The 24,945-nt window shown below is 34.3% G+C and carries 24 protein-coding genes; 21 read left to right on the top strand and 3 right to left on the bottom strand.

The genetic code is table 11. The annotated features are described in order from the left end of the window. Window positions 1-4: 4 nt before the first annotated feature. The 20 genes from BO51_RS00265 (at window position 5) to BO51_RS00170 (ending at window position 21,630) form a co-directional block, all read left to right on the top strand. Window positions 5-1,930: a sigma-54-dependent Fis family transcriptional regulator gene (locus BO51_RS00265; RefSeq protein WP_496482996.1), complete on the top strand. Its 1,926-nt coding sequence runs from the start codon at window positions 5-7 to the stop codon at window positions 1,928-1,930. Window positions 1,931-2,096: 166 nt separating this feature from the next. Then, entirely contained in the window at window positions 2,097-2,453 is a 357-nt protein-coding gene (locus BO51_RS00260; RefSeq protein WP_496482995.1) for a Lin0512 family protein, read from the top strand. 14 nt (window positions 2,454-2,467) lie between these two features. Further along, window positions 2,468-3,451 carry a pyruvate dehydrogenase (acetyl-transferring) E1 component subunit alpha gene (gene pdhA / locus BO51_RS00255; protein ID WP_496482994.1) on the top strand — a complete coding sequence of 328 codons (984 nt, stop codon included), beginning with the start codon at window positions 2,468-2,470 and terminating at the stop codon, window positions 3,449-3,451. Then, window positions 3,448-4,419: an alpha-ketoacid dehydrogenase subunit beta gene (locus BO51_RS00250; RefSeq protein ID WP_496482993.1), complete on the top strand. Its 972-nt coding sequence runs from the start codon at window positions 3,448-3,450 to the stop codon at window positions 4,417-4,419. The genes pdhA and BO51_RS00250 overlap by 4 nt, the downstream gene beginning before the upstream one ends. A gap of 40 nt (window positions 4,420-4,459) precedes the next feature. Beyond that, window positions 4,460-5,458 carry an ATP-NAD kinase family protein gene (locus tag BO51_RS00245; protein WP_496482992.1) on the top strand — a complete coding sequence of 333 codons (999 nt, stop codon included), beginning with the start codon at window positions 4,460-4,462 and terminating at the stop codon, window positions 5,456-5,458. A 12-nt stretch (window positions 5,459-5,470) separates the two neighbouring features. Beyond that, window positions 5,471-6,769, top strand: coding sequence for a dihydrolipoamide acetyltransferase family protein (locus tag BO51_RS00240; RefSeq protein ID WP_496482991.1), 1,299 nt, complete (start codon window positions 5,471-5,473; stop codon window positions 6,767-6,769). Window positions 6,770-6,773: 4 nt separating this feature from the next. Next, window positions 6,774-8,159: a dihydrolipoyl dehydrogenase gene (gene lpdA, locus BO51_RS00235; RefSeq protein WP_496482990.1), complete on the top strand. Its 1,386-nt coding sequence runs from the start codon at window positions 6,774-6,776 to the stop codon at window positions 8,157-8,159. A gap of 199 nt (window positions 8,160-8,358) precedes the next feature. After that, window positions 8,359-11,004 carry a pyruvate, phosphate dikinase gene (gene ppdK, locus BO51_RS00230; RefSeq protein WP_496482989.1) on the top strand — a complete coding sequence of 882 codons (2,646 nt, stop codon included), beginning with the start codon at window positions 8,359-8,361 and terminating at the stop codon, window positions 11,002-11,004. Between the two features lie 129 nt (window positions 11,005-11,133). Beyond that, window positions 11,134-11,829 carry a TVP38/TMEM64 family protein gene (locus BO51_RS00225; RefSeq protein WP_496482988.1) on the top strand — a complete coding sequence of 232 codons (696 nt, stop codon included), beginning with the start codon at window positions 11,134-11,136 and terminating at the stop codon, window positions 11,827-11,829. Continuing rightward, window positions 11,822-12,619, top strand: coding sequence for a pyrroline-5-carboxylate reductase (proC, locus tag BO51_RS00220; RefSeq protein WP_496482987.1), 798 nt, complete (start codon window positions 11,822-11,824; stop codon window positions 12,617-12,619). The genes BO51_RS00225 and proC overlap by 8 nt, the downstream gene beginning before the upstream one ends. Window positions 12,620-12,638: 19 nt before the next feature. Beyond that, the gene (locus tag BO51_RS00215; protein ID WP_496482986.1) at window positions 12,639-13,346 is read left to right on the top strand and encodes a LiaF transmembrane domain-containing protein; all 708 of its coding nucleotides are present in this window, start codon (window positions 12,639-12,641) and stop codon (window positions 13,344-13,346) included. A 206-nt stretch (window positions 13,347-13,552) separates the two neighbouring features. Beyond that, window positions 13,553-14,128: a glycerol-3-phosphate responsive antiterminator gene (locus BO51_RS00210; RefSeq protein WP_496482985.1), complete on the top strand. Its 576-nt coding sequence runs from the start codon at window positions 13,553-13,555 to the stop codon at window positions 14,126-14,128. A 17-nt stretch (window positions 14,129-14,145) separates the two neighbouring features. Then, window positions 14,146-14,763 carry a dihydroxyacetone kinase subunit DhaL gene (gene dhaL / locus BO51_RS00205; protein ID WP_496482984.1) on the top strand — a complete coding sequence of 206 codons (618 nt, stop codon included), beginning with the start codon at window positions 14,146-14,148 and terminating at the stop codon, window positions 14,761-14,763. A gap of 11 nt (window positions 14,764-14,774) precedes the next feature. Beyond that, window positions 14,775-15,176, top strand: coding sequence for a dihydroxyacetone kinase phosphoryl donor subunit DhaM (dhaM, locus tag BO51_RS00200; protein ID WP_496482983.1), 402 nt, complete (start codon window positions 14,775-14,777; stop codon window positions 15,174-15,176). Window positions 15,177-15,194: 18 nt separating this feature from the next. After that, complete coding sequence (gene dhaK / locus BO51_RS00195) at window positions 15,195-16,190, top strand: dihydroxyacetone kinase subunit DhaK (RefSeq protein ID WP_496482982.1); 996 nt, start codon at window positions 15,195-15,197, stop codon at window positions 16,188-16,190. Between the two features lie 116 nt (window positions 16,191-16,306). Then, on the top strand, window positions 16,307-17,017 hold the full coding sequence (locus tag BO51_RS00190; RefSeq protein WP_496482981.1) for an MIP/aquaporin family protein: 711 nt from the start codon (window positions 16,307-16,309) through the stop codon (window positions 17,015-17,017). Between the two features lie 50 nt (window positions 17,018-17,067). Further along, window positions 17,068-18,564 (top strand): glycerol kinase GlpK, encoded by a 1,497-nt coding sequence (gene glpK, locus BO51_RS00185; RefSeq protein WP_496482980.1) that lies wholly within the window; start codon window positions 17,068-17,070, stop codon window positions 18,562-18,564. 17 nt (window positions 18,565-18,581) lie between these two features. Then, window positions 18,582-20,021 carry an NAD(P)/FAD-dependent oxidoreductase gene (locus BO51_RS00180; RefSeq protein WP_496482979.1) on the top strand — a complete coding sequence of 480 codons (1,440 nt, stop codon included), beginning with the start codon at window positions 18,582-18,584 and terminating at the stop codon, window positions 20,019-20,021. Further along, complete coding sequence (locus BO51_RS00175; RefSeq protein WP_496482978.1) at window positions 20,022-21,275, top strand: NAD(P)/FAD-dependent oxidoreductase; 1,254 nt, start codon at window positions 20,022-20,024, stop codon at window positions 21,273-21,275. Then, window positions 21,268-21,630 (top strand): DUF1667 domain-containing protein, encoded by a 363-nt coding sequence (locus BO51_RS00170; protein ID WP_496482977.1) that lies wholly within the window; start codon window positions 21,268-21,270, stop codon window positions 21,628-21,630. Before BO51_RS00175 ends, BO51_RS00170 begins: the two co-directional genes overlap by 8 nt. Window positions 21,631-21,683: 53 nt before the next feature. On the opposite strand, the gene BO51_RS00165 is transcribed toward BO51_RS00170, so the two are convergent. Continuing rightward, entirely contained in the window at window positions 21,684-21,947 is a 264-nt protein-coding gene (locus tag BO51_RS00165; protein ID WP_496482976.1) for a hypothetical protein, read from the bottom strand. A gap of 20 nt (window positions 21,948-21,967) precedes the next feature. Then, complete coding sequence (locus tag BO51_RS00160; RefSeq protein WP_496482975.1) at window positions 21,968-23,209, bottom strand: Y-family DNA polymerase; 1,242 nt, start codon at window positions 23,207-23,209, stop codon at window positions 21,968-21,970. Window positions 23,210-23,337: 128 nt separating this feature from the next. Here BO51_RS00160 and BO51_RS00155 point away from each other — a divergent pair, with 128 nt between their 5' ends. After that, entirely contained in the window at window positions 23,338-24,486 is a 1,149-nt protein-coding gene (locus BO51_RS00155; RefSeq protein ID WP_496482974.1) for a hypothetical protein, read from the top strand. 15 nt (window positions 24,487-24,501) lie between these two features. Here BO51_RS00155 and BO51_RS00150 read toward each other — a convergent pair whose 3' ends face one another. Beyond that, window positions 24,502-24,915 carry an OsmC family protein gene (locus BO51_RS00150; protein WP_496482973.1) on the bottom strand — a complete coding sequence of 138 codons (414 nt, stop codon included), beginning with the start codon at window positions 24,913-24,915 and terminating at the stop codon, window positions 24,502-24,504. Between the last annotated feature and the right edge of the window lie 30 nt (window positions 24,916-24,945).

The raw sequence follows: 24,945 nt of genomic DNA, 5'->3' as shown, positions 1-24,945 counted from the left end.
AAGAATGGTTGAAGAAATATTGGAGAAATATAAAGAAAACTGGACAAAATTTGTTATGGAAGGCATTTTGGAGGATGATGTTGATGATTATATAAAGAAGTCTTGGATAAGGTGTTCTAAGAATTCACTTGACATAAATCTGGGGCAAGGTAAATTAATCTCTAAAGAACAATTAGAAAGAGAAAAAGAAAAGAATAAAGAGTTGATTGCAATAGCATTGCCAATTATGGAAAATTTAAATGATTTGGTCATGGGAACGGGATTTGCTCTTGTATTAACTGATAAAAATGGCCTTATTTTAGAAGTTATAGGGGAAGAGAAAATTTTAAAAGAAACTAGAAATTTAAATTTTGTTCCTGGAGCATTTTGGTCTGAAGAATGCGTAGGAACAAATGCTATTGGCACAAGTATATATGAAAACAGACCACTTCAAGTAATAGGAGCCCAACACTATTGCAATAGCCACCATAATTGGACATGCTCAGCAGCACCTATACATAGCGCAAATGGTGAAATAATTGGGTGTTTGGATATGTCTGGCCATTCAGATAAAGCTCATAGCCATACTTTGGGAATAGTAGTAGCTGCAAGTTATTCTATGGAAAATCAATTGCTCCTTTATCAATCCCATGCGATGCTAAAGAGTTCTGTAGAAGCAGTTTCAGATGGCATTATGATAGTTACGGATGACTATAAAATAAAATTGGTGAATAAATCTGGAGAGAAAATATTGGGTGTTGATGCAAATACACTTTATGATGTTGACATAAGAGATATTTTGGGAACTAGAATATTCAAGCATCCTGAAGCATTTAAAGATAGAATTGATTGGGTGTTTATTGTTAATGACAAGAAAATCCCTTGCAGTGTAAAGGTCTCCAATATTAGCATTGAAGAAAAAACAAAAGGTATGGCAATTTCCTTTAAAGAGATGAGAAGTGTGCAACATACGGTCAATGTAGTTTCTGGGAATAAAGCAATTTATACATTTGATGATATAGTAACTAATAGCGACGTTTTAAAAAGATCAATAAAAGATGCACAAAAGTTTGCTAGAACAAAGGGTTGCGTACTCATTGAAGGGGAAAGTGGAACAGGCAAAGAATTATTTGCTCATGCAATTCACAACATGAGCAATAGGAGCAATGGCCCATTTGTAGCAATAAATTGTGCATCATTGCCAAAAGATCTATTTGAAAGCGAACTTTTTGGATATGAGAAAGGAGCTTTTACAGGGGCAAACAAAGAAGGCAAGATAGGGAAGTTTGAGCTAGCAAATGAGGGTACTATATTTTTAGATGAAATAGGTGAGTTGCCTTTAGAATTTCAAGCGAAACTTTTAAGAGTTCTAGATGATTTTACTGTCACAAGAATTGGTGGAAAATGGCCAAAGAAAATTGATGTTAGAATAATTGCTGCAACCAATAGAAATTTGATTGATGAGGTCAGAAAGAAGAATTTTAGAGAGGACTTGTATTATAGGATTAATGTTTTTAGAGTCTATATTCCGCCATTAAGAGATAGGACAGGAGATGTGTTTTTGTTAGCACAACATTTTTTATCTAGATTAAATAAAACAAATGGAACATCTAAGTCTTTTTCAGAGGATTTTTTGAATAGATTAAATTTATATTCTTGGTATGGAAATGTAAGAGAGCTTGAAAACACAATTGAGAGAGCATATTACTTATGCGAAGACAATGTAATAACATCCGAGTGTTTACCTAAAGATATTTTTTTTAAAGAAACAGTTGTAGATGAAGATTCAGATGTTTTTACAATTACCGATGGAGAGAAATTGGCAATTAAAAAAACCTTAACTAAGACACGAGGAGATGTCCTAGCAGCTTGTGAATTGTTGGGAATGAGCAAATCGACTATATATAGGAAACTAAAATGTTACAATATAAATCCAAAAGAATTCAGGTAGAATTATTATTTGAATTCCCATTTATGATACTTTTATTTTCATAAGTGGGAATTTTTTTATGCTCATTTGGTTTGCACAAGAAATTCAAGGCTTTAAATAGATAAATCGTTTGGCATGATAATTGCATTAATAATGATTGAAATGAAATTTGAAAGGTGGTGGACTAATGAAAAGATTCATAGTTGAATTTGGCATGGGCTGTGATTTTCACGGCCAGGATGTCACTAATGCAGCTAAAAAAGCTGTAAAGGATGCTGTTTCACATTCTTGCTTGTGTGGATTAACTGAAATTTTGAACATAAGAGATTTAGATAATGGCATAAAAGTAAAGGCAACTGTTGCGGTTAGCAGACCTGAGGAAGTAGATATAGATAAAGTAAAAGAGAGTTTGCCAGTTGGGGAAAAGGAGGTGGTCGTTGTAAAGGGAGGCTTGACAGTCTCAGGATTGTACATCGCTGAATTTGGGGACAAAAATGACAGCATAGAAGCAGCATTGGCATGTGTCGAAGTAGAGATTAAGTAAGGAGGGGGATTATTTTGGAACTCAATAATACAAAGATAATAGAAATGTATAAGACTATGAAGAAAATTAGAGAATTTGAAAACAATGCAAGTAAATTGTTTGCTGAAGGACAAATACATGGATTCGTACACTTATATATTGGCGAAGAAGCCGTTGCTACAGGAGTTTGTGCGAACCTTAGAGAAGATGACTATATCACAAGTACCCATAGAGGACATGGGCACATAATTGCTAAAGGCGGCGATGTAAAATACATGATGGCAGAATTATATGGCAGAGAAACAGGATATTGTAAAGGAAAAGGAGGATCCATGCATATTGCAGATGCAACAAGAGGGATTCTTGGTGCAAACGGAATAGTTGGCGCAGGACAAAATATTGCTACAGGCGCTGGATTAAGTGCAAAATTAAGAGGCACAGATCAAGTGTGTGCATGTTTTTTCGGAGATGGCTCTACTAACCAAGGAACTTTTCATGAGTCGTTAAATCTAGCAAGCATATGGAGACTCCCAGTAATATTTGTATGTGAGAATAACCTTTATGGAATTTCCATGCATCAATCTAGACATCAAGCAATTCAAGACATTGCAGATAGAGCTGTGGCATACAATATACCAGGTGTTGTTGTTGACGGAAATGATATATTCGCTGTTTATGAGGCAGCAAGAGAAGCCATTGAAAGAGCAAGAAATGGGCAAGGCCCAAGTTTAATAGAATGCAAAACTTACAGACATCATGGCCACTTTGAAGGCGATCCAGCTAAATACAAACCAGCAGAAGAAGTAGCTGAATGGATGAGCAAAGACCCTATTCCAAGGTTGATAAATTACATGATTGATAATAACATTTTGAGCAAAGAAGAATTAAATGATATAGATAGCCAAATATCCAGTGAAATAAAGGAAGCAATTAAGTTTGCTGAGGAGAGTCCATGGCCTCCAATAGAGTCTGTTGTAGAAGACATCTATACTGATATAGTAGAGGAGGTAGAAAAATGAAAAATCTAAGCATGATGGAAGCAATAAGAGAAGCAATGAGTTTAAAGATGAGAGAAGACCCGACAGTATTTGTAATGGGCGAAGATGTTGGCGCATTTGGAGGATGCTTTGGAGTAACTGCGGGAATGTTTGATGAATTCGGAGCAGAGAGGGTTAGAGACACACCTATATCAGAAGGGGTAATAATTGGATGTGCTGTTGGTGCTGCAGCGACTGGAACAAGACCTATTGCAGAATTGATGTTTATAGATTTTGTCACAGTTGGAGCAGATCAATTAGTAAATCAGGCTGCAAAAATGAGATATATGGTTGGTGGCAAGATAAAACTTCCAATGGTCGTCAGACTCCCACTTGGGGCTGGAACTAGAGCTGCCGCTCAGCACTCTCAATCATTAGAAGCTTGGTTGGCTCATATACCTGGGTTAAAAGTTGTTTATCCAAGTTGTCCAAATGACGCATATGGACTAATGCTTAAGGCCATTGAAGATGATAACCCAGTTGTATTCCTTGAACACAAGATTTTATACGGTGTAAGAGGAGAAGTTGATGAAAACGCTAAACCAATCGAGTTCGGCAAGGCAGACATTAAAAGAGAAGGAAAAGATTTGACAGTTGCAGCTACTGGAAGAATGGTGCATGAAGCTTTGAAAGCTGCTGAAGAACTTTCCAAAGATGGCATAGAAATAGAGATCTTTGATCCGAGAACTTTATTCCCATTTGATAAGGAAACTCTGTTTAAATCAATCGAAAAGACAAACAAATTGCTTATTGTTTCAGAGGAGAATAAACGAGGAAGCTTTGCTGGAGAAATTTCTGCAATGGTCGCTGAAGAGTGCTTTGATAATTTAGATGCACCTATTAAAAGATTATGCGCTGTAAATTCTCCTGTTCCATTTTCGCCAGTACTTGAAGATTATTATGTTCCTAATGCGGAAGATATAGTAAAAGCTGTTAAAACTATGTTCTAAGAGAGGCAACTTTAAGTTGCCTCTTAAAAGAGGTGATAATATGAAGTCCATGGGAATCATAGCAAATCCAGCATCAGGCAAAGATATAAGAAGGCTTGTATCTCATGCAACTGTTGTTGATAATAATGAGAAGATAAATATAGTAAAGAGAATTATCTTAGCCTCACAAGGCACAGGTGTAGAAAAAATTTACATTATGCCTGATACTTTTTTAATTGGGCATAAAGCCATAGAAGATTTGAAATTATCGAAAGAACTTAAAGTGCCGGTTGAAATATTGGATATGAAAGTACAAGGAAACTTAAAAGACACTATTATAGCAGCTGAGTTGATGGAAGAATTAGATGTTGGCGTAATTGTGGTTCTTGGTGGAGATGGAACGTTAAGAGCTGTTGCTAAAGGGAATTCATCTATTCCAATCATTGGGATATCCACTGGTACAAACAATGTATACCCGAGGATGATAGAAGGTACAGTAGCAGGTATGGCTGCTTCTGCTATTGCAATGAATATGTGCGATAAAGATAGAACATGTATAAGAGACAAGAGAATAGAGATTTTTAAAAAATCAAAACTCGTGGATATAGCTTTAGTGGATTGTGTTATATCAAAACAGACATATGTCGGTTCTAGAGCAATATGGAATGAAGAGGATATAGTGAAAGTTATCGTTTCTAATGCTCATCCTGCTGCAATTGGTTTTTCAACAATAGTAGGAGTTAAAAAGATAATTACAGATAAAGATGATTTCGGTGCCAGCATTAATTTAAATGTAGGAAACAACTACTATCTCGCGCCAATTGCCGCTGGTACTATGAAAACTATTAGAATTGATGAACCTGTGATCCATAAAATAGATGAAAGCTTTAGGATTGAATTTAATTTCAATGGAATAATGGCTTTGGATGGGGAACGAGAATTGCCTTTTAAAAGCGGGGATGCTTATGAATTTAAAATTACCAAAAATGGGCCATTGAGAGTTGATGTTAGAAAGACAATCGAGTCAGCACAAGAAAAGGGATTTTTCATTTGTAAATAGAGGGGGATTGTTATGGCTAGAATTATAGTAATGCCAAAGCTTGGCTTGACAATGAAAAATGGGAAAATAATTAAGTGGCATAAGAAAGAAAATGAAGAGGTAAAAAATGGTGATAAACTTTTCAGCATAGAGACAGATAAATTGACTAATGACGTTATAGCTGATGAGGATGGTGTATTGCTTAAAATTATAGAGGATGAAGGCAAAACGGTAGACTGTCTAAAACCCGTAGCCATCATCGGAAAAGCAGGTGAAGATATTTCTAACTTACTTGGTAATGCTAAAACGGAATCACCTCAAGAAGAAAAAAGCAATGAAAAAATAGAAAAACCAGTTGAAGCAACAGCTAAAACTGATGAAAAGATAAAGATATCACCAGTGGCAAAGAAAATGGCGTTAGAAAATAAGATTGATTACACAAAGATTAAAGGGACGGGACCAAATGGAAGGATAGTATTAGAAGATATAGAAAGAGAATTAGAGAATAGAAAAAAGATTAGAATGACCCCTACAGCGAATGTAGTTGCTGAAGAACTTGGTTTAGATGCTGGTAGCATAGATAAAAAAGAAAGAATTGACAAAGAAGATGTCTTAAGATTGAGCGCAAACAAAGCTTATGATAATTTGGTACAGCCCGTTGAGAAGAGAATTCCAATGAGCACAATGAGAAAAGTTATATCCGAGAGAATGACACAGAGCGCTTTTACGGCTCCAACAGTAAACTACACAATTTCTGTAGATATGACAAAATTGAATGATATAAAAGAAGAAATATCCAATGACTATAAAATCACTTACACAGATTTGATTGTAAAAATAACATCAGTTCTGTTGTTGGACTTTCCGCTTTTAAATAGCACCCTTATTGAAGATGAGATAATAACTCGAAACTATGTAAACATGGGGGTTGCAGTAGCACTGGAAGAAGGGCTGTTGGTTCCAGTTGTAAAAAATAGTCACATCAAATCTTTAAAGCAAATTTCATTAGAGATTAAAGACCTCACATATAGAGCCAAAACAAACCAGTTAACAACAAATGAATTAGAAAATGGCACATTTACAATAACAAATATTGGGAAATTCGGCATAGAGAGCTTTACCCCAATAATCAATCAACCTCAATCTGCTATTCTCGGCATAAATGCCATAATTGATAAACCAATAGTAAAGAATGGGCAAATCATAGTATTGCCAATCATGAATCTGTCTTTAACGGCAGACCATAGAACGGTTGATGGGGCAGTAGCTGCGATGTTTTTACAAGAGTTGAAAAAAGCGCTTGAAAATCCATTTGCCAAGTTAGTGAGGTGATTAGATGAGAGTGGGAGTGTTAGGATCAGGGCCTGGGGGATATGTTTGTGCTATTAGATTGGCACAATTAGGAGCTGAAGTTACAGTTATTGAAGATAAAGATATAGGAGGAGTGTGTTTAAATAAAGGCTGTATACCTACAAAAGTTCTACTTCATTCGACTGAAATATACGATCTATTAATTAAAGATAGTTTATCATTGGGGTTAAAAATCGACAATATTAAACTTGATTTTGAGTTGTTAAATGTTAGAAAGGATTTAGTTGTAAATCAACTTGTTGAAGGTGTAAAAACTCTATTTAACAAAAACAATGTTGAATTAGTTAATGGGAGAGGAAAACTTATCAATAACCGCGAAATAGAGATTACAACACCTCAAGGGTTAAAAATCATGCAGTTTGACAAGATCGTTATAGCAACTGGTTCAAGACCAATGCTTATACCTATTGAAGGCAATAGATTAGATGGTGTATTGACTAGCGATGACTTGTTGAAAATAGATTATATACCTGATAGCATGTTGATTGTAGGAGGCGGGGTTATTGGAGTAGAATTTGCCAATATATATTCTAACTTAGGAACAAAAGTTACAATTGTAGAGATGCTGCCTAGTTTAATAGCAAATATGGACTATGAAATTGCATCTTATCTTGAAGAAAACTTGATAGACAAAGATGTAGACATATACAAAAATGCGAAAGTAGTGAGTATTTCAAAAAACGGGAAAGGGCTAAAGACTGAAATAATCACTGAGGACATACAGACTTATATTAGTTCCGATGTTGTACTGATGGCAACAGGCAGGCGTCCAAATATTGAAGATATAGGCCTAGAGCAATCAGGTGTAAAGTTCAACAAGAAAGGCATTGAAACAGATGAACTATTTAAAACCAACATTGACAACATTTATGCTATTGGAGATTGTACAGATGGCATACAATTAGCACACCAGGCTTCTAGTGCTGGAATTGTAGTTGCTGATACAATTTGTGGTGGAAATTTTCATATTGATTTTAATACTATACCATTTTGCGTTTATACTAAACCTGAATTGGCAGGTGTAGGAATTACAGAACAAGATGCCAAAAAAAATAAAATAGATTATAAAGTTGGCAGGTTCCCATTGTATGGTAATAGCAAAGCTGTAATCACGGGAGATGTTTCGGGAATCGTAAAGATAATCATAGATTCTAATACAAAAGAAGTATTGGGGATGCACATCGCTGGTTTAAATGCAACGGAGCTAATAGAAATCGGTGGATTAGCAGTAAGGCTTGAAGCAACTGCAAATGAGCTTGTCAGTATGATATTTGCTCATCCAACGGTAAGTGAATCTATACATGAAGCGAGTATGGATGTAATAGATAAAGCGATACACAATGTATATTAAAGTGAGTGGCTAAAACCATTCACTTTTTTCGTTAAACTTTTTTTAATCTGGGTATATTAAAAATCGATGGGTAAAATCTTTTGTAAAATATTGTGACAAATGATAGATTTTATGCTATAATTATTCATGCATTTAAATTTAATGAGTTAGTTAATCAAATTAAAATACAAGTTCTAATGAAAGAGCAAGGAGGGTTTATATGGCAAAAAAATATGTGTATTCGTTTAAAGAAGGTTCAAAGGAAATGAAATCCCTGTTAGGTGGGAAAGGCTCTAACTTAGCTGAAATGACAAATCTTGGGTTACCAGTTCCTCCTGGATTTACAATTACAACTGAAGCTTGCCTTAGGTTCTATGATGAAGGAGAACAATTATGGCCTGAACTTCTTGAAGAAGTTTATGAGCACTTAAGAGAAGTTGAAGAACAAACTGGCAAAAAATTCTCTGATACAGAAAATCCTTTACTAGTTTCAGTAAGGTCTGGTGCAGTTTTCTCAATGCCTGGGATGATGGATACTATTTTAAATTTAGGTTTAAATGATGTATCTGTAAAAGGGCTTGCAAAGTCGACTGACAACGAAAGATTTGCATATGACAGCTACAGAAGATTTATTCAAATGTTCTCTGATATTGCAATGGGTCTTTCTAAATCAAAATTCGATGCAATATTAGATGGATTAAAAGAAGAAAAAGGCGCTGCATTAGATACTGACTTAAATGCAGACGATATGAAAGTTTTAGTAGAAAGATACAAAGAGCTTTATAAAAAAGAAATGAATGAAGATTTTCCTCAAGAACCAATGAAACAATTGGAATTAGCTATAAAAGCAGTATTTGCTTCTTGGAACAATCCTAGAGCTATCGTTTATAGAAGATTAAATGAGATCCCAAATGACTTGGGAACAGCTGTTAATGTTCAATCAATGGTATATGGCAATATGGGAGAAACTTCAGGGACTGGGGTTGCATTTACAAGAAACCCAGCTACAGGAGAGAATAAATTATACGGAGAATTTTTAGTCAACGCTCAAGGCGAAGATGTTGTTGCTGGTATAAGAACTCCTAAACCTATTTCAGAATTAGCTGAAGTTATGCCAGAAGCATACCAAGAATTACAAAGAATTGCTCATATATTGGAAGCACATTATAGAGATATGCAAGATGTTGAATTCACAATTGAAAAAGGAAAGCTCTATATGCTTCAAACAAGAAATGGTAAAAGAACTGCTCATGCTGCTATAAACATAGCTGTTGACTTAGTAGATGAAGGAGTTATTTCAAAAGAAGAAGCTATATTGAGAATCGAACCAAATCAATTAGACCAACTATTGCATCCATCATTTGATGAAAAAGCATTAAAATCATCAAAACCTATTGCAAAAGGATTGCCTGCATCTCCTGGAGCAGCATCAGGAAAAGTTTACTTTACAGCTGAGGAGGCTGTGGAAGCTTCTAAGAAAGGTGAAAAAGTAATTTTAGTTAGACAAGAAACATCTCCTGAAGATATTGAAGGAATGGTACTAGCTGAAGGAATATTAACTGCAAGAGGTGGAATGACATCTCATGCAGCTGTTGTTGCAAGAGGAATGGGAAAATGCTGTGTTGCAGGTTGCAGCGATATTAGAGTTGACGAAGAAGCTAAAGAGATTAGATCTAATTCACTTGTTATCAGAGAAGGAGAATATATATCGATAGATGGTTCGACTGGAAATGTATATTTAGGAGAAATTCCTAAAGTTCAAACTGAGCTATCTGGTAAATTCGGGATATTCATGTCTTGGGTAGACGAAGCTAGAAGATTAAAAGTTAGAACAAATGCCGATACACCTAGAGATGCTGCAGCAGCTGTTAAATTCGGAGCTGAAGGAATAGGTCTTTGCAGGACTGAGCATATGTTCTTTGATGAAGCTAGAATTCCAGCTGTTAGAAGAATGATAGTTTCTAAATCATTGGAACAAAGAGAGAAGGCATTAGCAGAGTTATTGCCATTACAAAGAAATGACTTTTATGAGATATATAAAGTTATGGGTGAAAGACCAGTAACTATAAGATTATTGGATCCACCATTGCATGAATTCTTGCCAACTAGAAAATCAGACATTGAAGCTTTAGCTGAATCAATGGGTATGCCTTATAGCGAATTAGCTGATAGAATTGAAGAATTGCATGAATTAAATCCAATGCTTGGGCATAGAGGATGTAGATTAGCAGTGACTTATCCTGAAATTTATAGAATGCAAGTTAGAGCAATTATTGAAGCTGCTTTGGATTTAAAACAAAACGACAATATGCAAGTTATTCCTGAAATTATGATACCACTTGTTGGAGCTAAGGAAGAATTAGCATATGTAAAGAAAGAAGTAGAAGATGAAATAAAGAAAGTATTTGAAGAAAGAAATGACTCATTGAAATATTTAGTAGGTACAATGATTGAAATACCTAGAGCTTGCGTAACTGCTGACGATATAGCCAAAGAGGCTGAGTTCTTTAGCTTCGGGACAAATGACTTAACTCAGATGACTTTCGGATTCTCAAGAGATGACTCTGGTAAGTTTATAGATGCATATGTAGAGAAAGGCATTTTCAAAAAGAGCCCATTTGAAACTATTGACCAAGAAGGCGTTGGCAAATTAATGCAAATGGCTGTAGAACTAGGACGAAAAACCAGACCAGAAATTAAACTTGGAATTTGCGGAGAACATGGTGGAGAGCCAAATTCAGTTGAATTCTGCCATAGAATTGGGTTGAATTATGTATCATGCTCACCTTATAGAGTTCCAATTGCAAGATTAGCAGCAGCACAGGCTGTAATTAAAGAAAAAATGGATATTCAAAGAGATAAATAATTTTAAAAATCCCCTGTAATAAAATGCAGGGGATTTTATAAATTAATTGAGTATTTAGCTTTATATGGGTATCTATTAAAGAGACTCTATTTTTGTTAATGAGTTAAATATTTTTTATGGAGATTATAAATGACAAAAAAAAGTAGCGATAATTTATTTAATTATAAAAAAATCATAACTGCGGTATTGATAATAATTGGAATAATTATATATTTAATATTTGGTGAAGAAATTACAGTTGACAATATACTAAATATGTCACCTAGAAACAGGATTATTGCAAGCATATTAATTTTAATCCTATATTTAATAAAATCCATGTCAATAGTAGGACCTATAATGGCTTTGTATATAGCTTCTGGATTAATTTTTCCGCTATATTGGGCGATACCATTGAATATATTAGGGGTAGCAATAGGGTTAACATATTCATATAAAATTGGTTATTCATCTGGAGATTTTTTAAAGGAAAAGATATTATCAAGATATGATAAACTAAATGAATTTTATTCAGTTGTAAAAGACAATGAATGGTTTTCAGCATTTATCATAAGAATAGTTGGTTTATTACCTCATGATATTGTCAACATGTTTTTTGGCTCATTACGAATTTCTTATTATAAATATATGACAGCATCGATTATTGGGCTTATGCCAATGATGATTATTTCTACTGTTATAGGGAGAACAATAACAGACCCAACTTCAAGAGAGTTTTTATTGGCAGTTATAATGAGAGTTGTTTTGTCTATTAGTGCATCATTAATTTACAGGGTAATTTTAAATAAATCAAAGAAATCAACAAAGGAGGATAAAATTGAATAAAACAATTGGATTCATTGGCGCTGGTAATATGGGGGAAGCAATGATTAAGAAGCTTATAGAATCAGATGAATTTGGCAAGGAAAATATCATAGCAACTGCAAAAACAGTTGAAACAAGAGAAAAAATTAAAAATACATACGATATAAAAGTACTAGAAGACACTAGTGAAGTTGCAGAAAATGCAGATTATTTAGTGCTTGCTGTAAAACCACACCAATATGAAAATATATTGATCGAAATAAGAGAAGCATTAAAGAAAAATGCTATAGTCATATCAATTGCCGCAGGTATAAGCTCAAACTTTATGAGGAAAAACTTAAACAATGAAACTAAGTTTGTGAACATAATGCCAAACACTCCTGTAATGGTAGGTGAAGGAATGATTGCATTATATGCTAATGAGAGGTTAGATGTAAATGATATTAATGATTTGTTGTCAATATTTAGTATTTTTGGTAAAGTAGAAGTTATAGAAGAAGATTTAATGGATGCGGTTACAGCAGTAAGTGGATCTTCACCTGCATTTGTATATATGATGATTGAAGCAATGGCTGATGCAGCTGTTCTTTTGGGCATGAAAAGAGATAAGGCATATACATTTGCTGCTCAAGCCGTTTTAGGTGCTGCTAAAATGGTTTTGGAAACAAAAGAACATCCAGGGATATTAAAAGATAAAGTGTGTTCACCTGGAGGGACTACTATCGAAGGAGTTAAGGAATTGGAGGGAAAAAACTTTCGCTCAGCTGTGATTGATGCCTCGGTAGCGGTAGCAAAAAAAGCAAAAGTATGAATAAACAGGAGGGATTTGATTGAAAAGTAGACATGTTGCAGGTATTATTCTCATAATTCTAGGGGTTTTATTTCTTTTAGACGAACTAGATATATTTTATTTTGGAGATATACTGAGGACTTATTGGCCACTATTAATAGTATTTTATGGCCTTGGATCTTTATTTGACAAAACAAAATCTAAGGTATTTAGCGCTATTGTTTTAATATTTGGAGTGATTATCCAATTAAATAAACTCAACTATTTGAATAAAGGAATTATGAGCTATTTCTTGCCTTCAGTTTTGATTATCGTGGGCATAAATATGATATTTGAGAGTGAAAAAAACAAAAAAAAAATAAAAGTTGATTTTGATACCGATTTTGATTCCAATGATTTCGAAAAGAACACGATCAAGGATAATTTTATATCTCATACTGCTTTGTTCTCCGGATTGGAACTGAAGGTTATTAATGAGGATTTTGCAGGAGCTAAATTAAATGCAATTTTTGGCGGAATTGAGATAGATTTAACAAATGTAAAAACTACAAAAAAAGTCATTGTAATAGAGGCAAATGCAATATTTGGAGGTATAGAGATCACCATACCACAAGATTGGAATGTAAAAATCGAGGGCACTCCACTATTTGGTGGATATTCTATGAATCATAAAAGACAAGTTATTGAAAACGCACCTACTGTAGTATTCAGAGGGTTAGCTTTATTTGGAGGAGTTGAAATAGACTAACTAAAAACTTTGTTAAATTAAAAACATAGAATTTTCAAAAAATTCTTTTTACGCAGTTGACATATGGTTTTAACTGTATTATCATAGACTTAGTTAAACAATGAAATTTAACAAAGACATGAGATGAGAGAGTCTTTAAGTCCTCTTTCATTTTATGTCTTTTTTTATAGAGCATAGGAAATCGTTATTACTTAGGAGGTAGTATTATGAGAAGGGTTGATTTAACTCAGATATTAGAGGAAAACCCAGTGATAGCAGCGATAAAAGGGAAAAATGATTTGGAATTAGCAATAAATTCTAATTCTCCTGTTATTTTCATTTTAAACTCTGATATCATGGAATATACATATATTGTGGATAGCATACTAAAAGCTCATAAATTTCCATTTATTCATGTTGACATGCTTACAGGGCTTGCATCTAATCCTATCGTAGTGGATTTTATACACGAGAAATTTAATGGGAAATGTGGAATCATAACAACTAAAAACAACATAGCTGAAACTGCAGTACAGAAAGATTTAAGAGTTGTACAAAGACTTTTTGTAATAGATTCTCTTTCTATAGAATTAAACATAAAAAATATTAAAAAAGTAAATCCTGATTTAGTAGAAGTCATGCCAGGTGTGATACCAAAAGCAATATCAAAAATTAAAGCGGAGATACCTAATATCAATGTGATTGCTGGTGGATTGGTAGAAACTAAAAATGAAGTCTATCAATGCCTGAATGCAGGAGGAATAGCTGTTTCTACAACTAAGAAAGAACTTTGGAATTCTTAATATTTTGGGAGGATAATATGGAGAAAAGTATTTATAGCTATATAAAAGCAATGAGAGATGTAATTGTTGAAAATAAAGATTTTCTCACACAATTAGATGCTGAAATTGGAGATGCTGATCATGGGACTAATATGGCCAGAGGTTTTAATGCTGTATTAGATAAAATCAGCGAAAATGATTCAGATTTAAAAGAGGTGCTGAAAAAAGTAGGAATGGGTCTAGTTTCTACAGTAGGAGGTGCAAGTGGTCCATTATATGGAACAATGTTTTTAAAAGCGGCCAACGCAATTAAAGAAGATACCATAAATTCAAATATTCTATGCCAAATGTTTAAAGCGGCATTAGATGGAGTGAAAGAAAGGGGAAAGGCAACAAAAGGTGAAAAAACAATAATTGATGCTATGGAACCAGCGTATGAAGCATTCGTAAAAGCTATTGATTCTGGTGGGAGCATACAACAAGCCTTAGAAAATGCAATAAATGCTGCTGAGAACGGTGTTGAATATACTAAGACAATAATTGCCACAAAAGGAAGGGCTAGCTATTTAGGAGAAAGATCTATTGGGCACCAGGATCCAGGGGCTACATCTTTTACACTATTATTAAAATCCATTTTAGAAAATTATTTGAAATAAGGGGTGAATAAATGGTTGGCATTGTAATAGTTTCACACAGCAATAAGATTTCAGAAGGCGTCGTTGAAATGTGTAGAGAAATGGCAGGAAAAGAACAAAAAATAATTTCAGCAGGCGGACTAGACGACAACAGTCTCGGAACAGATGCGGTAAAAATTGCCAACGCAATTGAAAAAGCAGATTCAGGAGATGGAGTTTTAGTACTAGCTGATTTAGGCAGTGCTATACTTAGCACCGAAATGGCAATTGAAATGTTACTTGACAGCTCAAGCGATATTAAAGTTAAAATTGCTGATGCACCAATAGTAGAAGGGGCTATTGCAGGATCTATAGAAGCATATATAGGTGGAAGTTTGGAGTCTTGCCTTGTTAAAGCAGAAGAAGCAAAGAAATTTTCTAAACTAAATAAATAATGAAGGAGATTGATTTTTATGAAAAAAATAATTAATAGTCCTGAAAATGTAGTTGATGAGATGTTAGAAGGTTTTGTAAAAGCACATCCCCAATATGTAAAAAGATTGGAGAACTTAAATGTGATAGTTAGGAGCAATCGTAAAATTGGAAAAGTTGCTCTGGTTAGTGGGGGAGGAAGTGGCCACGAGCCAAGTCATGCAGGGTTTGTAGGTGAAGGAATGTTGGACGCAGCAGTAGCTGGTGAAGTGTTTACATCTCCTACACCGGATCAAGTTTATGAAGCTATCAAAGCTGTAAACACTGGAAATGGAGTACTTCTTATCATCAAAAATTACACTGGTGATGTGATGAACTTTGAAATGGCTAGTGATATGGCAAAGGACGAAGGAATTGAGGTAGAACAGGTTATAGTTAATGATGATGTTGCTGTTGAGGACAGCACTTACACTACAGGAAGAAGAGGAATTGCTGGGACTATATTTGTTCATAAAATAGCTGGAGCAAAATCAGAAAAGGGTGGTAGTCTACAGGAAGTAAAAAATGTAGCGGAAAAAGTAATAAAAAATGTCAAGTCGATGGGTATGGCATTAACTTCTTGTACTTTGCCTGCTGTTGGGAAACCTAGTTTTTCTCTAGGAGACAATGAAATGGAGATTGGAATAGGGATACATGGTGAGCCTGGGACTCACAGAGAGATTGTAAAACCCGCCAATGAGATTGTGGATGAGCTATTAGAAAAAATATTTGACAATCTAGAATTAAATAATGGAGATGAAGTTGCTGTTATGGTTAATGGCATGGGAGCAACTCCTTTAATGGAACTAAATATTGTGAATTCAAGAGTTTATGATGTACTTGTTGATAGAGGAATTCAAATAGTTAAAACATATGTTGGAAACTACATGACATCATTAGATATGGCAGGCTTTTCGATAACCATACTAAAATTAGATGATGAATTAAAAGAACTGTTGCTTTATAAAGCAAATACACCAGCTCTGATTCAGCTATAATTCTACAAACATTTTTTCATTTGTATATCAAGGGTAAAAGAGGAGAGATAACCGTTGAGTTATTCTCTCTATTTTTTTATCCTTATATAAATAAAATAATTATTGGAGGGATATGTATGTCAACATTCATGGCAGAATTAGTCGGAACCGCAATTCTAATTATATTTGGGGGAGGAGTTGTAGCTGGAGTTTCTTTAAAACACTCTAAAGCTGAAAATGGTGGATGGATTGTTGTTACAGCTGCATGGGGACTAGCAGTTGCATTGGCAGTATACGCTGTTGGTGATATTAGTGGAGCACACTTAAATCCAGCAGTTACGATCGGATTGGCGATTATTGGCTCTTTTCCTTGGAGCAATGTTCTACCCTATATAGCAGCACAGCTGATAGGCGCGTTTTTAGGAGCATGTATTGTTTATCTTGCATACCTGCCTCATTGGGAAAAAACTGAAAGTCCAGAAACAAAACTTGGAGTATTTTCAACAGCACCAGCAATTAGAAATACTTTTGCAAACTTTTTAACTGAGTTCATCGGCACAGCAGTATTGTTGTTTGGCATTTTGTTTATAGGCAGGAACGAAATATCACCAGGATTAGCTCCATTCATTACAGGACTTTTGATTTTTGCTATTGGGTTATCACTAGGTGGACCTACTGGGTATGCTATAAACCCTGCAAGAGATTTAGGGCCAAGAATAGCACATTTTGTTCTTCCAATAAAAGGTAAAGGTGGATCTGACTGGGGATATGCTTGGATACCAGTAGTTGGACCAATACTTGGTGGAATTTGTGGGGCATTGTTATTTAAAGTGCTTTTTGGAGTTTAATTTAATATATAATAAAATTGATATACTTACCATTAGAATGGAGGAATAAAATGAAAAATTATGTAATGGCATTTGATCAAGGTACTACTAGCTGTAGGGCAATACTTTTTGATAAAGAAGGGAAAATTGTCGGTGTTTCTCAGCAAGAATTTGCCCAAATTTATCCAAAAGCAGGATGGGTTGAGCATGATGCTATGGAAATATGGGGAACTCAAAGTGGTGTAGCAAGACAAGTTTTAGAAGTAAATGGCATAAGGCCAGATGAAATTGCAGCAATCGGGATTACAAATCAGAGAGAAACAACTGTAGTCTGGGACAAGAACACAGGAAGACCTATTTACAATGCAATTGTATGGCAATGTAGAAGAACTGCTGATATATGTGAAGAATTAAAAGCAAAAGGATATGAAGAGCTAATTAGAGAAAAAACAGGGCTTGTCATAGATGCATACTTTTCCGGAACAAAGATAAAATGGATTCTAGACAATGTAGAAGGAGCTAGAGAAAAAGCTGAAAGAGGAGATTTACTATTTGGGACAATGGACACTTGGCTTATTTGGAATTTAACTAGAGGCAAAGTGCATGTAACCGACTATACAAATGCATCTCGTACCATGATTTACAACATAAATACCCTTGAATGGGATGATGAGCTATTAGAAATACTTAACATACCTAAATCAATGCTACCTGAAGTAAGACCTTCAAGTGAAATATATGGGACTACAGATGAAAGAACATTTGGAGGAGCAAATATTCCAATTGCTGGTGATGCAGGAGATCAACAAGCAGCGCTTTTTGGTCAAGCATGTTTCGAAGAAGGCATGGCTAAAAACACATATGGAACAGGATGCTTTTTATTAATGAATACAGGTGAAAAACCAGTAAAATCAGAAAATGGACTTTTGACAACTATTGCTTGGGGACTAGATGGCAAAGTAAATTACGCATTAGAAGGAAGTATATTTATTGCTGGTGCTGCAATTCAATGGTTGAGAGATGAATTGAGGTTAATTTATGATTCACCACAAAGCGAATACTATGCAAATTTAGTTCCTGATACTAATGGGGTTTACGTAGTACCTGCTTTTACTGGACTTGGAGCACCTCACTGGGATATGTACGCAAGGGGAGCTATATTAGGGCTAACCCGTGGTGTAAAAAGGGAACATATTGTCAGAGCAACTCTTGAATCTATTGCTTATCAAACTAAAGACGTTATTAGAGCTATGGAAGAAGACTCAAAAATAAAACTAAATAGGTTGAAAGTAGACGGCGGGGCAAGCGCTAACAATTTCTTGATGCAATTTCAATCAGATATATTGGGAGTTCCTGTAGACAGGCCAAAAATAGCTGAAACTACAGCTCAAGGTGCAGCTTATCTCGCAGGACTTGCTGTTGGTTTTTGGAAAGACAAAGAAGAGATAAAAAATAAGTGGGAATTGGACAAGACCTTTGATGTGAATATGGATTCTGAAAAGAGAGAAAAACTATATAGTAAATGGTTAAAAGCCGTAGAAAGGTCTAAAGACTGGGAAAGAGATTAAATAGCGAGGTAATGGATATGTATGATTGTTTAATTATAGGTGCGGGTGTGGTAGGTGCTGCCACAGCCCGCGAACTATCAAAGTATAATTTAAAGATAGCAGTACTGGAAAAGGGCACAGAGGTTTGCCAAGGAACTAGTAAATCGAATAGTGCTATAGTTCATGGAGGTTATGACGCTTCTTATGGCACTTTAAAAGGGAAGCTTAATGTAAGAGGAACAAGATTGTTTGAAGATTTATCAAAAGAACTAAATATTCCCTTCGATAAGTGTGGTTCTTTAGTATTAGCGTTTAATGATGAAGATGAGAAAAAACTTGAAGAGCTATATGAAAATGGGCAAAAGAACGGTGTCAAAGGGTTAAAAATCATTGAAAAAGACGAAATACTAATGATGGAACCAAATGTTTCTAGAGAAGTTACCAAAGCTTTATACTGCAGTGAAGCTGGAATTATTTGCCCTTTTAATGCAACTTTCGCTTTTATAGAAAATGCTATGGACAATGGAGTAGAACTATTTTTGGATGAAAAAGTTATTGGTATAGATAAAGGCGACGATGCTATTATAGTTCGAACTGAGAAGGGAATTGAGTTTCAAACAAAAATATTGATTAACTCAGCAGGACTATATTCCGATGAAATTGCAAACCTAGCTGGTGATTATGAATTCAGTGTAAAACCAAGAAGAGGAGAGTATAGAATTTTAGACAAGAAAGTTTCTGATATCGTTAAGCATGTTATTTTTACTACGCCAACTAAAGCTGGGAAGGGTGTGCTTGTCTCACCAACTGTTCATGGCAATATAATTGTAGGCCCAACATCTGATCCAATAGAAGATAAAGAGGATACGAGAACTACTGATTTAGGGATAAATAAAGTCGATGAGGTCGCATTAAGATTAGTCCCAAATTTAGCACTAAATGAAACCATAAGAGTGTTTGCTGGTGTAAGGGCTTCTATATCGCAAGGTGATTTTTTGATATATGAATCTAAAAACATAAAGGGAATTCTTCATCTTGGTGGAATAGATTCTCCAGGATTAGCTTCTTCTCCTGCTATAGCTGAGGAAGTTAGGAATTTTGTCGCAAAATATATAGATTTAGTCGAAAAGACAGGTTTTGTCAAAGAAAGAAGAGCTATCCCTCATTTTTACGATTTAAGCGATGCTGAAAAAGAAGAGATATTGAAGACAAATCCAAATTATAAAAAAATAATATGTAGATGTGAAATGATAACAGAAGGAGAAATAGTAGAAGCTATCCATAGAAATGCAGGTGCTAGAACTGTAGATGGTATAAAAAGGAGAGTTAGACCAGGCTCAGGCAGATGTCAAGGCGGATTTTGTGGGCCAAGAGTACTGGAAATACTTTCAAGAGAACTAGGGATACCTGTAGAAGAGATTTTAAAAGAAAGCCAAGGATCGAATATTGTTGTGGGTAGAACTAAAGGGGTGCTTTAAATGGAATATGATTGCATAGTTATTGGCGGAGGACCAGCAGGACTTGCAGCTGCAATTGAAGCTAAAGATAATGGAGCTGACAAGGTGTGTATAATTGAGAGAGACAGAGAATTGGGAGGAATATTAAACCAGTGCATTCACAACGGTTTTGGGTTGCACGAATTTAAAGAAGAACTTACAGGCCCGGAATATGCATATAGGTTTATTGAAGAAGTTTATAAAAGAGATATAGATGTGTATTTAAATACAATGGTCATGGATTTATCAAAAGACAAGGAAGTAGTAGCGCTTGGCGAAAAGGGATTGATGAATTTTAAAGCTAAGTCAGTTGTATTGGCCATGGGTTGTAGGGAAAGAACAGCAGGAGCTATTGGTGTTAAGGGGTTTAGACCAGCTGGTGTATATAATGCTGGAATGGCACAAAGATTAATCAATATGGAAGGATACCTTGTTGGGAAAGAAGTTGTGATATATGGCTCAGGGGATATTGGGCTAATAATGGCAAGAAGGATGACTTTGGAAGGGGCTAATGTAAAGGCAGTTGTTGAAATCATGCCTCATTCGAGTGGACTCAATAGAAATATTCATCAGTGCCTGAATGATTTTAACATACCACTTTTGCTCAGCCATAAAGTAGTGGAGATTCATGGAAAGAGCAGAGTAGAAGGGGTTACTATAGCAGAGGTTGACAATAAATTCAATGAGATTGATGGTACACGAGAATATATAAGTTGTGACACATTGCTTTTATCTGTTGGTCTCATTCCTGAAAATGAATTAAGTCAAAAAGCTGAAGTGACTTTAGACCCTAGAACAAAAGGAGCACTTGTTGACAGCAATATGCAGACAGAAATACCAGGCGTTTTTTCTTGCGGGAATGTATTACATGTCCATGATATAGTGGATTTTGTTACAAGAGAAAGTAGAATAGCAGGTAGAAATGCAGCTAGATTCGTAAGAGGAGAATTAAATAACAGCAAATACGTAGATGTATATGCTGGAGATAAGCTTAACTATGTACTTCCTCAAAGGATTGCCCTTGATGATGAAAATGGAGCACTGATATGCTTTAGAAGTAGAAAAATATATAGAAATCCAACAGTAAAGATATATACAGATGATAAATTATTAAAGGAAAAAAAATATAAGATTATAGTTCCTTCAGAAATGATTCAAATACCATTAAAAAGCGATGTAATAAGGGATATAAAAGGAAGTATAAGAGTTGATATTGAAGGTGAAGAAAATGATTAGAGACATTACATGTATCGCCTGTCCTTTAGGATGTGAAATAAAAGTTGAAGATACAGAAAATGGATATTTAATAACTGGATACACTTGCTCAAGAGGTAAAGATTACGCACTGCAAGAAGTGACTGACCCAAGAAGAATTTTAACGACTACTGTTGCAGCAGAAGGTGGAGTACTTCCGTTGCTTCCTGTGAAAACCGATAAAGCTATTCCGAAGGATATGATATTTAAATGCATGGAAGAGATAAACAAAATTAAAGTAAAAGCCCCAATATCTTTAGGAGATGTAATACTAGAAAACATATTAAACACTGGGGCAAATTTAGTAGCGTGTAGAAACTTAGATGTTAGAAAATAATTTAATTTAAGCATATCATGGAGATGGGAGAGAGATATGCTTGTTTTGTTAGCTTACATTTTGAATAAAAACCACTTGCATGTTGCAAGCTCGTATTTTAATTCAAATATTCTCTTTAAATTATCAATAACGCCTTCACACCTGTATAAGACCATTCTATTGCCTGCAATTTTTTCTTCTTCTTTAAATATGATTTTATCTATTTTTATAACAACATTTGTTTTGTCCTCAGTTTCAATTTTAAATCTCAAAGGAATTGGATAATTTGTATTGTTGAACCATGCAATCATTTCAATCGGTTTCATAATTATTTTCATATAAATCTCCTCGCAAAATATTATAAATAGCTTGACATCATAGGATAACTCTCTTCAGCAACCACACCGCCTATAATAGGGTCTATCCCAGAGTAAAGGAATGAGGATCTTATTATAGAATCCTGTCCAAACTTGACTCTAAGGTTGTCAATGGATTTATCTAATAGTATGTCTTTTTCATTAAAATCTTCAAACATAGACAATTGAATGAAATTTTCATCTAAAAGTGATGATAGACTTATGGAAAAACATCTAAGCGGATTTCCGTCCCACATTTCATCAAAGAGAGCAGAGACCATTTTATATATTGTATTTGTTGATGAAGTAGGAATGTACAATTTCTTTTGATGAGAATAAGAGAAAAATTCACTTGTCTTAAGAGAAACTGATATAACTTGAGATTTCATATTCAACTCTCTTAGTCTCATTCCCACCATTTCGGAAATTCCTAAAAGGACTTTTAAAGCTTCATCCCTGCTTGTTACATCAAAAGGAAGAGTAGTTGAATTTCCGACTGATTTGACTTTTGATTTATCAGCTCTTACATCAGAGTTTTCTATTCCATTTGCGTATTCCCAAATCAAAATGCCTGGCTTTTTAAGCCAAGAATATATATAATCTCTATCCAAACGAGCTAGTTCACCTATTGTAAATATCCCCCTTGAATTTAATTTCTTCTTTGTTCTATGGCCTATCATGAAGAGATCTTCTACTGGCAAAGGCCACATTTTTTCTTCTATTTCATCGTAAAAAAGAGTATGTATCCTATCGGGTTTTGTAAAATCGGATGCCATTTTGGCCAAAAGCTTATTTGAACCGATGCCTATATTTACTGTAAATCCCAATTCTTTTTTTATCCCTTCTTTCATCTTTACAGCAGCTTCCATATATGGCAAATTTCCATTTGAGTAGTCTAAAAACACTTCATCTATTGAATAACGCTGAATACATGGAGAATAATCATACAAGAAATCTACCATTGCCTTACTTGCCTTCATATATCTTGTGTAATGTGGTTCCACAACTATGAGTTGGGGACATTTTTCTAAAGCACTGTATACACTTTCTCCAGTTTTTATTCCATATTTTTTTGCTGGAATTGATTTTGCTAAGACTATTCCATGCCTTTTTTCTTGATCCCCTCCAACGATAGATGGCACTTCTCTTAAATCTAAATTAGACCCCATTTGTAGATTATAAGCTGCTTCCCAAGAAAGATAAGCTGAGTTTACATCAATATGAAAAACAATTCTATCATTCATGTTAAAGGACTCCAATCTGAAATATTATAGTTTCATTGTATACGAACAAATGTTCGATGTCAATATATTTTTTAAATTATTAAAAAAGGGTATAATAAAAAAATAAAGCGATAAGAGGAGATGGTGAGATGAAAGTTTTTTTAGTTAGAACTGAATTGAGTAATCTTGATAAAGAATATAGTTTGATAAAACTAAGAGAACCTATAGATTTTGCGTATTTAGCAGGAAATTTAAGAGACTACATAAAAGATAAATGTGAATTGGAACTAATTGATTTAGCTGTGACAAAATATAATTTTAAAAAGGAATTGTTAGATAAAAAACCATCTCTTATTGTGTTTCAAGGTTATTATGGACAAGAGAATACAATAAATGAATTCAGTACTTTATCAAAAAACATATTGCCAGAGTGCATTATAGCGATAGTAGGAGAGTTAAAGCCTACCAAAGATTTTCCTTTTGTAGACTTATATTTTAATTTAAATCCTATTGAACAATTTAACGAAACCTTATTAGGCATTGAAGTGGATAGGAGTTTAGATGAAATAAAAAAGAAAGTAGAGAACATAAACATTCAGGATCAAGTAAAAGTAAATCTCCCAGATAGGAGCATATATAATGATCTAGATAAATATTATTTCTTAAATAATGAATCAACTATAGAAGTATTTACTAGTTTTAGAGACGATATATATGACAGAGAACTTGTTGGAATAAAAGATGGTAGATTGTATGATTTAAAAGATATATCTATGCAAATAGATAGTATAATTTCAAAAGGTGTGTATTTTAAAGATTTCGATTTATTTGATGATGAATTGAGATTAAAGAGCATAATAAATTTGCTCAGTGAAAAGAGATATGATAAAAATTATTTTGCCATTGGGAATTGGAATACAATAAAAGAAAATGAAAACCTCATAGATAAATTCGCCCAAATCGGATTGAAAGCTTTGATTATGCCTTTCGAGTTTCCTGAAGATGAAGAAAAATGGATTGTCATGGGCGAAGTTTTTGATATTTTAAATAAATACAATATAGAAGTCATTGTATATATAGATGCTTCATTAAATGAAGAAGAGGAAGAAACATTGAATTATTGGCTTAAGGAGAGAAAACAAGCTTTAGTTTATTTAACGAATGGGGCTTTAGCTAAAAATAAAGCTATATATAAAAAATTGCCACTTGGATTTGTTCAATGGTTTAGATGGTTTAACAAAGTAGGATTTAAAGAAACACAAAGAAGAAGGAATTACTATAAAAAATATGTGATATGAAACATTTGTTTAGTTTCATATCACAATTTCATAAGTCACAGGACCTATCATTCTTAGCATAGCGCTAACGCCACAGTATTTTTCTTGAGATAACTTTACAGCTCTATTAAGCTTTCTAATATCTAAATTGGTGCCTTTAAATTTATATATCACATGAAACGAGGTGTATACTTTTGGATTTTCTTCTGTTGCAGTCGCCGTAACTTCAATTTGTATATCATCAACTTTTTCTTTCATCTTATCTAAAATCATCTTTACATCAAGTCCTGTACACCCAATGAGACTTGCTAGCATAAGAGCTTTGGGTCTTGGTCCAAGGTCATTACCACCATTTTCAACGCTTACATCGGTTATTATATCGTGCCCATCAATGTTCATTTTATAGGCAGTGTTGCCAATTAAATTTCCAACAACTTTTACTTCTTTCAATATACCATCTCCTAAACAAATGTCTACATT

This window comes from Soehngenia saccharolytica DSM 12858 (genome assembly GCF_059568515.1).
The sequence above is the reverse complement of the archived record's forward strand: the minus strand, read 5'-3'. Positions and strand labels throughout refer to the sequence as shown.